Source organism: Desulfarculaceae bacterium (assembly GCA_020444545.1).
Classification (GTDB): Bacteria; Desulfobacterota; Desulfarculia; order Desulfarculales; family Desulfarculaceae; genus Desulfoferula.
This window is the reverse complement of the sequence record JAHLKT010000001.1, coordinates 74409-86784: the sequence shown is the minus strand read 5'-3', so window position 1 is coordinate 86784 and position 12376 is coordinate 74409. Positions and strand designations below refer to the sequence as shown.

General features: G+C 68.9%; 12 protein-coding genes. 6 read left to right on the top strand and 6 right to left on the bottom strand.

The window, feature by feature from the left end:
• Positions 1-22: 22 nt before the first annotated feature.
• The 6 genes from rfaE2 to KQH53_00400 are packed head-to-tail and all read right to left on the bottom strand — an operon-like array spanning position 23 to position 4753.
• The gene (gene rfaE2, locus KQH53_00425) at positions 23-514 is read right to left on the bottom strand and encodes a D-glycero-beta-D-manno-heptose 1-phosphate adenylyltransferase (protein ID MCB2225112.1); all 492 of its coding nucleotides are present in this window, start codon (positions 512-514) and stop codon (positions 23-25) included.
• Positions 515-525: 11 nt separating this feature from the next.
• The gene (gene lepB, locus KQH53_00420; GenBank protein ID MCB2225111.1) at positions 526-1185 is read right to left on the bottom strand and encodes a signal peptidase I; all 660 of its coding nucleotides are present in this window, start codon (positions 1183-1185) and stop codon (positions 526-528) included.
• Positions 1182-1919 (bottom strand): ComF family protein, encoded by a 738-nt coding sequence (locus KQH53_00415; GenBank protein MCB2225110.1) that lies wholly within the window; start codon positions 1917-1919, stop codon positions 1182-1184. Before KQH53_00415 ends, lepB begins: the two co-directional genes overlap by 4 nt.
• Positions 1920-1924: 5 nt before the next feature.
• Positions 1925-3154, bottom strand: a complete 1230-nt coding sequence (gene icd, locus KQH53_00410; GenBank protein MCB2225109.1) for an isocitrate dehydrogenase (NADP(+)) — start codon at positions 3152-3154, stop codon at positions 1925-1927.
• A complete protein-coding gene (locus KQH53_00405) occupies positions 3151-3570 on the bottom strand; it encodes a YkgJ family cysteine cluster protein (GenBank protein MCB2225108.1) in 420 nt (139 codons plus the stop codon). The genes icd and KQH53_00405 overlap by 4 nt, the downstream gene beginning before the upstream one ends.
• Before the next feature lie 40 nt (positions 3571-3610).
• Positions 3611-4753 carry an acetoin utilization protein AcuC gene (locus KQH53_00400; protein MCB2225107.1) on the bottom strand — a complete coding sequence of 381 codons (1143 nt, stop codon included), beginning with the start codon at positions 4751-4753 and terminating at the stop codon, positions 3611-3613.
• Between the two features lie 172 nt (positions 4754-4925).
• Here KQH53_00400 and KQH53_00395 point away from each other — a divergent pair, with 172 nt between their 5' ends.
• From KQH53_00395 to KQH53_00370, 6 genes are read left to right on the top strand one after another with little or no spacing between them, the layout of a single operon-like run.
• The gene (locus KQH53_00395) at positions 4926-5372 is read left to right on the top strand and encodes a GatB/YqeY domain-containing protein (protein ID MCB2225106.1); all 447 of its coding nucleotides are present in this window, start codon (positions 4926-4928) and stop codon (positions 5370-5372) included.
• A gap of 44 nt (positions 5373-5416) precedes the next feature.
• Positions 5417-7903: a Smr/MutS family protein gene (locus tag KQH53_00390; protein ID MCB2225105.1), complete on the top strand. Its 2487-nt coding sequence runs from the start codon at positions 5417-5419 to the stop codon at positions 7901-7903.
• A gap of 3 nt (positions 7904-7906) precedes the next feature.
• Positions 7907-9715 carry a DNA primase gene (dnaG, locus tag KQH53_00385; protein ID MCB2225104.1) on the top strand — a complete coding sequence of 603 codons (1809 nt, stop codon included), beginning with the start codon at positions 7907-7909 and terminating at the stop codon, positions 9713-9715.
• 3 nt (positions 9716-9718) lie between these two features.
• Positions 9719-11476 (top strand): RNA polymerase sigma factor RpoD, encoded by a 1758-nt coding sequence (gene rpoD, locus KQH53_00380; GenBank protein MCB2225103.1) that lies wholly within the window; start codon positions 9719-9721, stop codon positions 11474-11476.
• A 31-nt stretch (positions 11477-11507) separates the two neighbouring features.
• Positions 11508-11978 carry a hypothetical protein gene (locus KQH53_00375; protein MCB2225102.1) on the top strand — a complete coding sequence of 157 codons (471 nt, stop codon included), beginning with the start codon at positions 11508-11510 and terminating at the stop codon, positions 11976-11978.
• 7 nt (positions 11979-11985) lie between these two features.
• Positions 11986-12363 (top strand): tautomerase family protein, encoded by a 378-nt coding sequence (locus KQH53_00370; protein ID MCB2225101.1) that lies wholly within the window; start codon positions 11986-11988, stop codon positions 12361-12363.
• Positions 12364-12376: the final 13 nt, after the last annotated feature.

Below are 12376 nucleotides of genomic sequence, written 5' to 3'. Positions count from 1 at the left end.
TGTCCCGCCATCTGGGGGCTTGTCAAGGGCGGGGCTTAGTGAGCTTCTCCACCAGGCCGGTGGTGGATAGGCCTTCCACCAGGGGCAGGCTGTACACCTCGCCCCCATGGGCCCGCACCGTGTCGGCCCCCACGATCTTGTCCTCGGGCCAGTCGCCGCCCTTGACCAGCACGTCGGGCAGCACTTCGGCGATGAGCTCGGCCGGGGTGGACTGGCCGAAGATGACCACCGCGTCCACCGAGGCCAGCCCGGCCACCACCCGGGCCCTGAGCTCCTGGGGCACCACTGGGCGCTCCACGCCTTTTTCCAGGGAGCGCACCGATTGGTCGCTGTTGAGGCCCAGCACCAGATAGTCGCCCAGCGCGCGGGCCCGCTCCAGGATGTCCACGTGACCCGCGTGCAAAAGGTCGAAGCAGCCGTTGGTGAAAACCACCTTGCCGCCCCGGGCCCGCACCGCGCGGGCCGCTTCGGCGGCGGCCGCCGCGTCCATGATCTTGGTTTGGCTGCTAGGCATGGCTCCCCGCCTCAGCGGATAAGGTGGCCCGAGCGGGACCAGCGCAGGCTCACCGGAAACTGTTTCCAGGACCACAGCACCACCTCGGCCCGGCCCACGATGTCCCCCCGGGGCACGAAGCCGCCCTGGCCCTGGTTCCAGAAGCGCGAGTCATAGGAGTTGTCCCGGTTGTCGCCCATCATGAAGTAGCTGTCCTCCGGCACCCGGAAGGGGCCGAAGGCGTCGCCCTGGTGGGAGCGTCCGCTGTAGCGCCCCCAATCGGCCTCGAGGGCCTGGCCGTTGATGTAGACCTGGGTGCCGATCATGGCCACCGTTTCGCCGGGCAGGCCGATGATGCGCTTGACCAGGTCGTCGCCCTGGCCCTTGGGGTTACGGAACACCACCACGTCGCCGCGCTGGGGCTCGCCCAGGGGCAGCAGGGTAATGCTCGTGAAAGGCAGCTTGAGGTCGTAGCAGAGCTTGTTGACCACCATGTGGTCGCCGATGAGGAGCGCGGGCTGCATGGAGCCGCTGGGCACCCAGGAGGCCTGCACCACCCCGGCCCGGAGCACCGCGCTGAGCACCAGGGCCCAGAGCAGGGCCCCGCCCCAGCCGCGCAAAAAGGCCCTGAGCTTCTCAGTGATCTCGCGTTTGGCGTCCTGCGCCTGGCTCTGTTTCGCGCCGCGCTTCATGCCTCGCCTCCCGTGGCCCGGGCCAGGGTGAGCACCTCCACCCGGGCCGCGCCTTTGTCCTTGAGCACCCGGGCGCATTCGGCTGCCGTGGCCCCGGTGGTGAAAACGTCGTCTATTAATAATACCCAAGCTCCGGCCAGACGTCCCTCCCAAGCCGGATTCACCCCAAAGGCCCCGGACACGTTGGCCCGCCGCTCTTCGGGGGCCAGGCCCACCTGGGGCCTGGTGTGGCGCAGGCGCAGAAGCAGGTCCGGGGCCAGCTCCGGGCCCTTGTCGCCCAGGGGCAGGCCCTTGGCCAGGCTCAAAGCCTGGTTGAAGCCCCGGCTGATCAGCCGCCGGGGATGCAGGGGCACCGGGGCCACCAGGTCGGCGGTGGCCCAATGGGAGCGCGGGGCCGCGCCCAGACGCCGGGCCAGGCCCGCGCCCAGCCAATAGCGGCGCTGATACTTGAAGCCGCGCACCAGCTCGGCCAGGGGGCCCTGGTGGCGCACCAGGGAGCGGGCCGCGTCAAAGGGCGGCGGGTCGCTCTGGCAGGAGGCGCAGAGCCAGGCCGCGCCGGGGCGGCCGCAGCGCTCGCAGGCCTGGCCGGCCAAGGGCTCCACCTCGGCCTCGCAGGCAAGGCACAGCAGCTCGCCGTCGTCCACCGGCCCGCCGCAGGCGGCGCAACAAGAGGGGAAGAGAAGGGAGCGCAGGCTGCGGCCCAGGTTGCGCAGCGCCTTGGCCCCCCCGTGCATGGCCTTTACAAGCGCTCCGCCACCCGCGCGGCGAAGATGGAGCAGGGCACCTCCCGCGCGCCGGGGATCTGGCGGGCCAGGTCGTAGGTGACCTCGCCGCCTTCGATGGCCCGGCTCAGGGCGGGCGCGATCTTTTCCGCTGCCTCAACCCAGCCCAGGTGCTCCAGGAGCATGGCCCCCGACAGGATCACCGATCCTGGGTTAACCTTGTCCTGGCCCGCGTACTTGGGGGCCGAGCCGTGGGTGGCCTCGAAAACCGCCGCCTCGTCGCCGATGTTGGCCCCGGGGGCCATGCCCAGCCCGCCCACCTGGGCGGCCAAGGCGTCGGAAAGATAGTCGCCGTTCAGATTGGGCGTGGCCAGCACCGCGAACTCCTGGGGCCTGAGCAAAGCTTGCTGGAACATGTTGTCCGCGATGCGGTCCTTGAGAACCACCTGGCCCTGGCTCAGCTCGTCGCCCTCATTCACGCAACGCCCCGCGTATTCCTCGCGGGCCAGCTCATAGCCCCATTCCTTGAAGGCGCCTTCGGTGAACTTCTGGATGTTGCCCTTGTGTACCAGGGTGACCGACTCGCGGCCCCGGGCCAGGGCGTAGTCCATCGCCCGGCGGATGAGCCGCTGGGAGCCGAACTTGCTCATGGGCTTGATGCCGATGGCCGATTGGTCGCGCAGCTTGGCCCCCAGCTCGTCGCGCAAAAAGGCGATGAGCCGCTCGGCCTCGGCCGAGCCCGCCGCCCACTCGATGCCCGCGTACACGTCCTCGGTATTCTCGCGGAAGATCACCATGTCCACCAGCTCGGGCTGCTTGACCGGGCTGGGCACGCCGGGGATGTAGCGCACCGGGCGGATGCAGGCGTAGAGGTCCAGGATCTGCCGAAGGGCCACATTGATGGAGCGGAAGCCGCCGCCCACCGGAGTGGTCAGGGGGCCCTTGATAGCAACCTTGAGGGCGCGGATGTCGGCCACGGTGGACTCGGGCAGATACTCGCCGGTCTGCTCAAAAGCTTTTTCCCCGGCCATCAGCTCGTACCACTTGATGCCCCGCGCCCCTCCGTAGGCCCGCTCCACCGCGGTGTCCAACACCAGGCGGGCCGCCCGCCAGATGTCCGGGCCAATGCCGTCGCCTTCGATGTAGCCCACCGCCGGAAAGGCGGGGACGCTCAGGGAGGCGTCGTCGTTCAGGGCGATGAACTCGGCCCCTTGGGGCAGGGCGCGGCTGAGTTGGGGGCGGCTCATGATGTGCTTTCCTCGCTGTAGCCCAGCTCGCGGGCGAAGGCCACGAAGTCCTCGTAGCTCACCTCGTCGTCGATGCCCGGGCAGCCTTGGCGCGCGTCCTCGAAGGCGGTGCGCTTGGCCAGGATGTTGGGGAAGAATGGCCACAGGCGGCAGATGGCCGGCTTGGCCTGGTGCACCCGGCAGCCCTCTGGTCCCAGCAGGCGGCAGGCCCCGTCCTCGTCGCAGAGCACCTCCCAGCGCCCGTCCTTGGGAGCCAGGTAGGCGGCGGTGAACTCCTCGGGGCTCATGTCCAGCAGGGCGGCGGCGGCCGGGATGCCCTCGGTCTCGAAGAATATGCCGCCCCAGCCCTGGCAACAGATGTTGCAGCGCTTGCAATCAAAGGGCGGACGGTCGGTTTGGGCTTGTTTTGAGGTCATTATGCCGTGAGATTACAACGGGAAGGGCCTTGAGGCAAGCTTAGGCCCCCAGAATGGGGAAATGGTTTTTCTTGATGAACTCCACCGCCTCGGCGGCGTCGCGCTGGGCGCGGTGCCAGTGACGGCCCCGTAGCTTGGTGTCGTCGTCCAACAGCTGGCTCTCGTCGCCGCGCAGCATGTGGCGCAGCGCGAAATCGCCGGGCAGCTCCACGGGCAGGCGGTCCTCCTGGTCGCTGAGGATGGCCCAGAGAAGGGTCCAGGCGCGGGCCACGTTTACCAAATGGTAACCGCCCCCGCCCAGCACGATCCAGCGGCCCCAGGCCAGGTTCTTGAGACGCCGCGCCGCGTGACCGAAGCCCCGGGTGGTGAGGTTCAGGTTGGCCAGGGGGTCGGCCAAAAAGGTGTCCACCCCCATCTGGCTGACCACGTAGTCGGGCTGGAAGGCCTCGATCAGCGGAGGCACCACCTGCTCGAAGGCGATCATGTACACGTCGTCGTCGGTATCGGGCCACAGGGGCAGGTTCACGCAGTAGCCCTTGCCCTGTTCGCGGCCCATCTCCTCCAAAAAGCCGGTGCCCGGGAACAGGGTGGCCGGGTGCTGGTGCAGGCTGATGGTGAGCACCTGGTCGCTGTCGTAAAAGGCCCACTGCACCCCGTCGCCGTGGTGGGCGTCCAGGTCCACGTAGGCCACGCGCTTGCCCTTGGCCACCAGGCGGCGGATGGCCAGCACCGCATCGTTGATGTAGCAGAAGCCGGCGGCCCGCGCAGCCAGGGCGTGGTGCATGCCACCGGCCATGGTGAAGGCGGCGGGAGCGCCTTCTTCGGCCACCAGGCGGGTGGCGGCCAGGGTGGCTCCGGCCAGCAGGGCCGACCAGTCGTAGACCCCGGGGAACACCGGGTTGTCGCCCGGCCCCAGGCCGAAGGCGATGTAGCCCGTGGTCTCGGGGCAGGCCGAAAGCTCCCTGAGGGTCTCCAGGTAGCGGCGGTCGTGGTAGAGCATCATCTCGGCCATGCCCGCCGGGGAGAAGGGCTCGCAGGGCGGCTCCATGCCCAGCAGGCCCAACAGCTCGTGAGTCATGGCCAAACGGCGCACCCGCATGGGATGTTCCGGCCCATAGTCGAAGCGCTGGAACTCGTCGCTGTAGAGGTAGGCGGGCTGGTCCCTTGACGGGTTGGGGGCCATGAAAAAATACCTCGCGGGGTGTGAAAAATAGACGGCACAGGATAGCATTAGAGCACCCGGGGGGGCAAGGTTCGCACCTCTGGTCCGGTTGACAGCCCCCCGGGGCGCTGGTATGCTGGACAGCATCCATTTATTCAGTTTTTTGGAGCCCTTGGGCGGGGAGGACGTTCCCGTGAGTCTGGCTCAAACCGTCGAGGCGGACTATAAAACCGCCTTCAAAGCCAAGGATGAGTTGGCCACCTCCTGTCTGCGGCTGATCCGGGCCGCCCTGAAGAACCAGGAAAAGGAAAAGCGCGAGCCTCTGACCGACGAGGAGGAGCTGAAGGTCTTGGCCTCCATGGCCAAGCAGCGCCGCGACTCCATCGACCAGTACGAAAAGGGCGGGCGCCAGGACCTGGCCGACCGGGAGAAGGCCGAGCTGGCCATCATCGAGGCCTATCTGCCGGCCCAGCTCGACGAGGCGGCCGTGGCCAAGGCTTTGGACGAGGTGTTCGCCGAGGTGCAGCCGCAGGGCATGAAGGACATGGGCGCGGTGATGAAGGCGGCCATGGCCAAGCTGGGGGGACAGGCCGACGGCAAGCTGGTTAACCAACTCGTGCGCCAGCGTTTGCAGTCCTGAACAAGCCGGTTGCCATCCGCGAGAGGCTTCCTGGCCGGTCGTATATGCACTATTACTCAGGCCCCATAGATAAAGGCCCGGGCCGGGGCGATCCCGGGGCCGGGGCGGAGCCCTGCGCCGACGCCCAGACCCTGGCCGTCTTGGAGCTGGCCCCCCTGCTGGACCGGGTGGCCTCCTTGGCCGTGAGCCCCCTGGGGGCGGAGCGGGCCAGGGCCCTGCGCCCCTGCCCGGACCGCGCCGTGGTGGAGCGCCGCCTGCGCCGCCTGAGCCAGCTCCGCGAGCTCATGGAAGAGTACGGGCGGCCCTCCCTGGACGGCCTGGACGACGTGCGCCCCCTGCTGGGCCGCCTGGGTCCGGTGGGCGCTTTCCTGGTGCCCGAGGAGCTGGAGGTCATGGCCGACTTCCTGGGCGCGGCCGGGCGCGCGGTCTCTTTCCTGGCCCCCAGCGAGGGCGTGCACGACGAGCTTTTCCGCCTGGCCAACCAGATCACCCCCTTGCCCGCCCTGGCCAAGGAGCTGCGCGCCATCATCGGGCCGGGGCACTCGGTGTCCTCGGCGGCCAGCCCGGAGCTGGCCCGGGTGCGCCGCGAGGCGGGCCGGGCGCGCGAGAGCCTCCGGGCCGAGCTAATGGGCCTGGTGGGCGACAGCGGCCTGGGCAGCGCCTTTTCGGATCAAGTGGTGACCCAGCGGGCCGGGCGCTTCGTGGTGCCGGTGAAGGCCGACGCCAAGGGCCGGGTGGCGGGCATCATCCACGACACCTCGGGCTCCGGGGCCACCTGCTTCGTGGAGCCCCTGAGCGCGGTGGAGGGCAACAACCGCCTGGCCCTCTTGAGCGCCCAGGAGCGCGAGGAAGAGATCCGCGTCTTGCAGCGGGCGGCGATGCAGCTGGCCGAGCAGTCCCAGGCTCTCAAGGAGAACGTTTCCGCCCTGGCCAAGCTGGACTGCCTCTTGGCCCAGGCCCGCCTGGCCGAGCGTTTGGATTGCTCCGAGCCCCGGCTGACCGAGGGCGAGGTGGAGCTGATCAAGGCGCGGCATCCCCTGTTGGCCTGGCGCGCCTCTCTGGGCAAGGGCGCCTGCGTGCCCATCGATCTGCGCCTGGACCCGGAGAGCCGGGTACTGGTGATCTCCGGGGCCAACGCGGGCGGCAAGACCGTCACCCTGAAGACCCTGGGCCTGGTCACCCTGATGACCATGTGCGGGATGCATCCGCCCCTGGACCGGGGCAGCCGGGTGGCGCTCTATTCCTGGGTGGCGGCCGAGGTGGGCGACGACCAGGATTTGGGCCGCGACCTCTCCACCTTCACCGCCCACGCCGGCCGCTTGGCCGACATGGTGCGGCGGGCGCGGCCGGGGGCCCTGTTCCTCATCGACGAGATAGGCAACGGCACCGACCCCAGCGAGGGCTCGGCCCTGGCCACGGCGATTCTGGACTGGCTGGCCCAGCGGGGGGCCACGGTGCTGGCCACCACCCACTATCACCGGCTCAAGGCCTACGCCAATTTGCACTCCCACGCCCAGAACGTTTCCGTGGCCTTTGACCGGGCCACCGGCGCGCCCACCTTCCAGCTGCACTACGGCGCGCCGGGATTCAGCGACGCCCTGGGGGTGGCCGCGCGCCTGGGCTTCCCCAAGGGCATCATCGCCGCGGCCGAGGCGGACCTGGACACCGCCGAGCGCCAGACCGTGGCCCTCCTCAGGGAGGCCGAGGCCGCCCGCCAGGAGGCCCGCCGCGAGCGGGCCGCCGCCGCCAGCGAGCGCCTGGCCGCCCAGAACGAGCGCAACGAGGCCAAGCGGCTCAAGCGCCAGGCGGCCCAGGAGCGGGCCGGGGCCCTGGCCGAGGGCAAGCGCCGGGTGCGCGAGGTGGCCGCCCGTCTGGAAAAGCAGCTATCCGAGATCTTGCAGCAGGCCGAGGAAAAGAAGGAAGAAGGCGAGCAGATCAAGGCGGGCGCGGTGCGCCAGGATCTCTACGCCGCGCGGCGCGAGGCCTTGGGCGCGGTGGAAAAGGCCGCCGGCGCTCCCGAATCCCCGGCTGCGTCCGATTCCGGCGAGGTGAAAGGCCTCAAGGAAGGCAGCCCGGTGCGCCTGCTGCGCCTGGGCCAGCAGGGAGTGCTTTTGGAAGCGCCCAGCAAGGGCCGCGAGGCGGTGCCGGTTTCGGTGGGCGTGGCCGGGGTGCGGGTCATGGTGCCCCTGGCCGAGCTGGAGGCCCTGCCCGACGGGGCCCACACCCAGCCCAGCGCGCAGAAGCCCCGCCCGGCCAAGGGCGTGGCGGTGCAGGCCAGCGGGGGCGACGGCCTGGAGCTCAAGCTCATCGGCAAGACGGTGGAAGACGCCCTGCCTCTAGTGGATAAGGCCCTGGACCAGGCCCTGGTGGCCGGCCGCCGCGAGGTGAAGCTGGTGCACGGGGTGGGCACCGGCCGTTTGCGCGCGGGGGTGCGGGCCTATCTGGAGAAGCACCCGGCCGTGGCCTCCATCCGGGCCGGGGTGCGGGGCGAGGGCGGGGCCGGGGTCACCGTGGCCGAGCTGAGGGACTAGCCTATGAATGACGGCCGCATACCGGAACATAAGATCGACGAGGTGCGCCAGGCGGCCAACATCGCCGAGGTGATCGGCCGCCGGGTGAAGCTGATCTCCGCGGGCAAGACCCTGAAGGGCCTCTGCCCCTTCCACGGAGACACCGACCCCAGCTTCATCGTCAACCGCGAACGGGGCACCTGGCATTGTTTCGGCTGCGGCGAAGGGGGCAACGTCTTCACTTTCCTCATGAAAGACGAAGGCATCAGCTTCCCGGAGGCGGTGAAGGAGCTGGCCGCCCGCTATGGGGTGAAGCTGCCCGAGCGGAAGCGCACCCCGGCCCAGAAGCGCCAGGACGAGCACCGGGCCCGCCTATTGCGCGTTATGGAATTAGCCGGTACCTTTTTTATTCAGCAGTTGGCCGCGCCCTCCGGGGAGCCGGCCCGTCGCTACCTGGCGCGAGACCGGGGGCTCAGGCCCCAGGTCATACAGGAGTTCGGCCTGGGCTGGGTTCCCGACGCCTGGGAAGGCCTCCGGCGCTTCCTGGGCTCCAAGGGCGTGCCCGAGGAGCTGGCCATCGAGGCCGGGCTTTTGGTGCCCCGGGACAAGGGCGACGGGTGTTACGACCGCTTTCGGGGGCGGGTCATGTTTCCCATAGCCGACGTGTCCGGAAGGCTGGTCAGCTTCGGGGGGAGGGTCTTGGGCGAGGGTGAGCCCAAGTACCTGAATGGGCCGGAAACGCTTCTGTTCAAAAAGTCCGCGACGCTTTACAACCTGGAACGCGCCCGATCCTTCATGCGCAAGAAGGACCGGGCCCTGGTGGTGGAGGGCTACTTCGACGTGATCACCCTGGCGGCTATGGGCTTTGGCGAAACGGTTGCTCCCATGGGCACCGCGCTGACTCCCCAGCAGGTGCGCCGCCTCAAGGGCCAGGCTTCCCGCCTGGTCCTGGTGTTCGACGGCGACGAAGCCGGCCGCCGGGCCGCCCAGCGCAGCCTTCCCATCTGCCTGGCCGAGGGGGTGCAACCCTCGGTCCTTCTTTTGCCCAGTGGAGAAGACCCCGACACCTTTGCCCGCGAGCACGGCCCCGAGGGCCTGGAAAAGGCCATCGCCGCAGCGGGTTCGCTCATCGAGGCGGTGATCGACGCCATCATCGGCCAGGGCGACCTGGGCACCCCGGAGGGAAAGAGCCGGATCGTGGCCGAGGCCGGGAGCGTGATCAAGCAGATCAACGATCCGGTCACCGCCTGGCTCTATCTGGGCCGCTTGGCCGCCCGCCTGGGCTTGCCCACCGAGGTGGCCGCCGCCCGTTTGGGCATGCCCGCCCCGGGCAGCCGGGGACGCGGACCCGCCCCGGCCCCCCGGCAGACGACGCCCCCCGCCCGTTCCGGCCGCCAGTGGCAGGAGGCCGCGGTGCAGCTGGCCCTGGCCCAGCCCGAGGCGGCCCAGGTCTTGGCCGAGGCCGGGGTGCTGGACTGCCTGCCCGACCCCGAGTTGGCCGCCGTGGCCGGGGCCATCCGGGACATTCTGGCCGATGGCGGCCGCCCCGAGGCGGCGGCGGTGATCAGCCGCCTGGAAGAGCCCGGGCTGCACCGCCTGCTCAGCCGCCTGAGCCAGGACGGCCTGAGCCTGAGCCCGGAGCAGGCCGCCGTGCAGGCCCAGGCCCTGGCCGGCAAGGTGAAGCTCCAGCGGAACCGCCAGCGGGGCCGCGAGCTGACCGTCCAAATCGCCGAAGCCCAGCGGGTGGGCGATTACGAGCTGGTCCAGCGCCTTCAGGCCCAGCGCCAGGAAATTTTCGACATCTCTTCCCCTGAACCCTTCCGAAAGGACTAGAGCATGCTCGAGGAAAAAAATCTCGCCGAGTTGCAACGGCTTATCTCCAAAGGTAAGTCGCAAGGCTACCTGACCTACGACGAGATCAACGACACCTTGAGTGAGGAGGTCACCTCCGAGCACATGGACGACATGATCATGGTGCTCGACGAGATGGACATCCAGCTCATCGATAACGAGACCAAGGCCAAGCTCCAGGCCAAGAAGGCAGCCCTGGATGACGGCGACGAGGAAGAGGAAGACGATACGCCCCCGGTGGTGGACGAGGGCCGGGTCAACGACCCGGTGAAGATGTATCTCCGGGAGATGGGCATGGTCTCCCTGCTCACCCGCGAGGGCGAGGTGGAGATCGCCAAGCGCATCGAGGCCGGCGAGCGCACCATCATCGACGCCCTGCTGGAGTGCACCCTCTGCGCCAAGGAGATACTGCATCTGGGCTCGGCGGTGGAAGAGGGCGCCATGCGCATCCGCGAGGTGGTGGCCGACCTGGACGAGGAGGCCGGGCCCACGGCCGAGGCCAAGCGCACCAAGGAGTTTTTGGACCTCATCGCCAAGGCCCGCCGCCTGGACAAGAAAAACACCCGCGACTACGAGAAGCTCAACTCCCGCTCCTCGGGCCTCAAGGCCGACCAGCGCAAGAAGATGCGCGGGGCGCTCAAGAAAAACCGCACCAAGGTGGCCGAGCAGCTCTCCGGGCTCAAGCTGGACAAAAAACAGGTGGACCAGCTTTGCCTCACCCTGGAGGAGCGCCAGGAGATGATCGACCGCTGTCAGGCCATCATCACCATGGCCATGATGGAGACCGGCCTGCCCAAGGCGGAAATCACCAAGACCGCCCGCTTGGTCAGAAAGGCCAAGGGCAAGAAGGTCAAGGAGATGTCCTCCTGCCGCTGCGACGCCGAGCGCCTGCTGGAGCTGGAGCAGGCCATGAAGGAGTCGCGGGCGGTGATCCGCGAGGTGGAGAACGAGTGCAAGATGTCCGGGGCCAGCCTTCGCAAGCTGGTGATCCGGGTGCGTGACGGCCGCGTACGGGCCAAGGCGGCCAAGCAGGAGCTGGTGGAGGCCAACCTTCGCCTGGTGGTGTCCATCGCCAAGAAATACACCAACCGCGGCCTCCAGTTCCTGGACCTGATCCAGGAGGGCAACATCGGCCTGATGAAGGCGGTGGACAAGTTCGAGTATCAGCGCGGCTACAAATTCAGCACCTACGCCACCTGGTGGATCCGCCAGGCCATCACCCGGGCCATCGCCGACCAGGCGCGCACCATCCGCATTCCGGTGCATATGATCGAGACCATCAACAAGCTGATCCGCACCAGCCGCTACCTGGTGCAGGAGCTGGGGCGCGAGCCCACCCCCGAGGAGATCGCCGAGAAGATGGACTTCCCCTTGGAGAAGGTCCGCAAGGTCCTCAAGATCGCCAAGGAGCCCATCAGCCTGGAGACCCCCATCGGCGAGGAGGAAGACAGCCATCTCGGCGACTTCATCGAGGACAAGAAGGTGGTCAGCCCGGCCGACGCGGTGATCAGCCTGAACCTCTGCGAGCAGACCAGGAAGGTGCTGGCCACCCTGACCCCGCGCGAGGAAAAGGTGCTCAGGATGCGCTTCGGCATCGGCCAGAAGGCGGACCACACCCTGGAAGAGGTGGGCCGCGACTTCGACGTGACCCGCGAGCGCATCCGGCAGATCGAGGCCAAGGCCCTGCGCAAGCTCAGGCACCCCAGCCGGGCCAAGAAGCTCCGCTCCTTCATCGAGAACTGATACGCGCCGCCCCAGCCGGGAGACCTACATCATGAGACGCATCCTGGCAGGCTGCCTGCTGGCCCTGGCCCTGCTGGCCGCCCCTGCCTGGGCCCGAGGGCTGCCCCCGGACCAGCCGGTGGCCTCTGGCGTTGCCTGGTCGGCCCAGGGGGTGAACGTGTTTCTGACCCGCGCCGCCATCGGGGACTACAAGCTATTCGTGGCCAACGGCCCGGGTCTGGAGGTCTCCTACCTCACCCGGGTCAACAGCTCGCGCGAGGTTAGGCGCAAGCTAAAGCCCCTGGCCGAGTCCAACCCCTGCCTGAAACTCTACCGCTTCAGCCACAACTTCAGCCGCACCACCATCTGGATGGCCCTGCGCTTCGAGCGGGACGGCAAGCCGGTCTCCGAGCTGGGCCGCGCCTTTTACGGCGAAATCAAGGCCAGCGCCCCGCCGGCCGCCTCCCAGGGCAACCGACCCGGGGCCATGCTCCCGCGCATTCCCGATCCGGGCCGCAAGTAGGCCGCCCATGCCCGTGGCCGTGGTGCACCTTAGCGAGAGCCTGCCCCTTGAGGGCCGCGCCGCCCTGGCCGATGAGCTGCGCCACGCGGTGGTGGAGAGCCTGGGGGTGCCGCCCCAGTTCGGCAAGGTCATCGTCTATGCCGCGCCCCAGGCCCAGCGCAGCGTGCACCCGGAGCGCGACCCCGGTTTCGTGCTGGTGGAGCTGCACCTGTTCTCCGGCCGCACCCGCGAGGTCAAGGCCCGCCTGGTGGCCGCCCTGGACGCGGTGGTGCGCCGCCATACCGGCCTGAGCCCGGAGAACGTGTTCGTGCATCTGATCGAGTCGCCCAAGGAGAACTGGGGCCTGCGGGGAGGCCGCCCGGCCGACGAGGTGGATTTGGGCTAGGGCGGCGCGAAAG

Bases quoted from the DNA above. Each gene is read 5' to 3' on its own strand.
- dnaG (MCB2225104.1), top strand. From the start codon at position 7,907: ATGAATGACGGCCGCATACCGGAACATAAGATCGACGAGGTGCGCCAG.
- rfaE2 (MCB2225112.1), bottom strand. From the start codon at position 514: ATGCCTAGCAGCCAAACCAAGATCATGGACGCGGCGGCCGCCGCCGAA.
- rpoD (MCB2225103.1), top strand. From the start codon at position 9,719: ATGCTCGAGGAAAAAAATCTCGCCGAGTTGCAACGGCTTATCTCCAAA.
- KQH53_00375 (MCB2225102.1), top strand. From the start codon at position 11,508: ATGAGACGCATCCTGGCAGGCTGCCTGCTGGCCCTGGCCCTGCTGGCC.
- icd (MCB2225109.1), bottom strand. From the start codon at position 3,154: ATGAGCCGCCCCCAACTCAGCCGCGCCCTGCCCCAAGGGGCCGAGTTC.
- KQH53_00415 (MCB2225110.1), bottom strand. From the start codon at position 1,919: ATGCACGGGGGGGCCAAGGCGCTGCGCAACCTGGGCCGCAGCCTGCGC.
- KQH53_00370 (MCB2225101.1), top strand. From the start codon at position 11,986: ATGCCCGTGGCCGTGGTGCACCTTAGCGAGAGCCTGCCCCTTGAGGGC.
- KQH53_00390 (MCB2225105.1), top strand. From the start codon at position 5,417: ATGCACTATTACTCAGGCCCCATAGATAAAGGCCCGGGCCGGGGCGAT.
- KQH53_00405 (MCB2225108.1), bottom strand. From the start codon at position 3,570: ATGACCTCAAAACAAGCCCAAACCGACCGTCCGCCCTTTGATTGCAAG.
- KQH53_00400 (MCB2225107.1), bottom strand. From the start codon at position 4,753: ATGGCCCCCAACCCGTCAAGGGACCAGCCCGCCTACCTCTACAGCGAC.
- lepB (MCB2225111.1), bottom strand. From the start codon at position 1,185: ATGAAGCGCGGCGCGAAACAGAGCCAGGCGCAGGACGCCAAACGCGAG.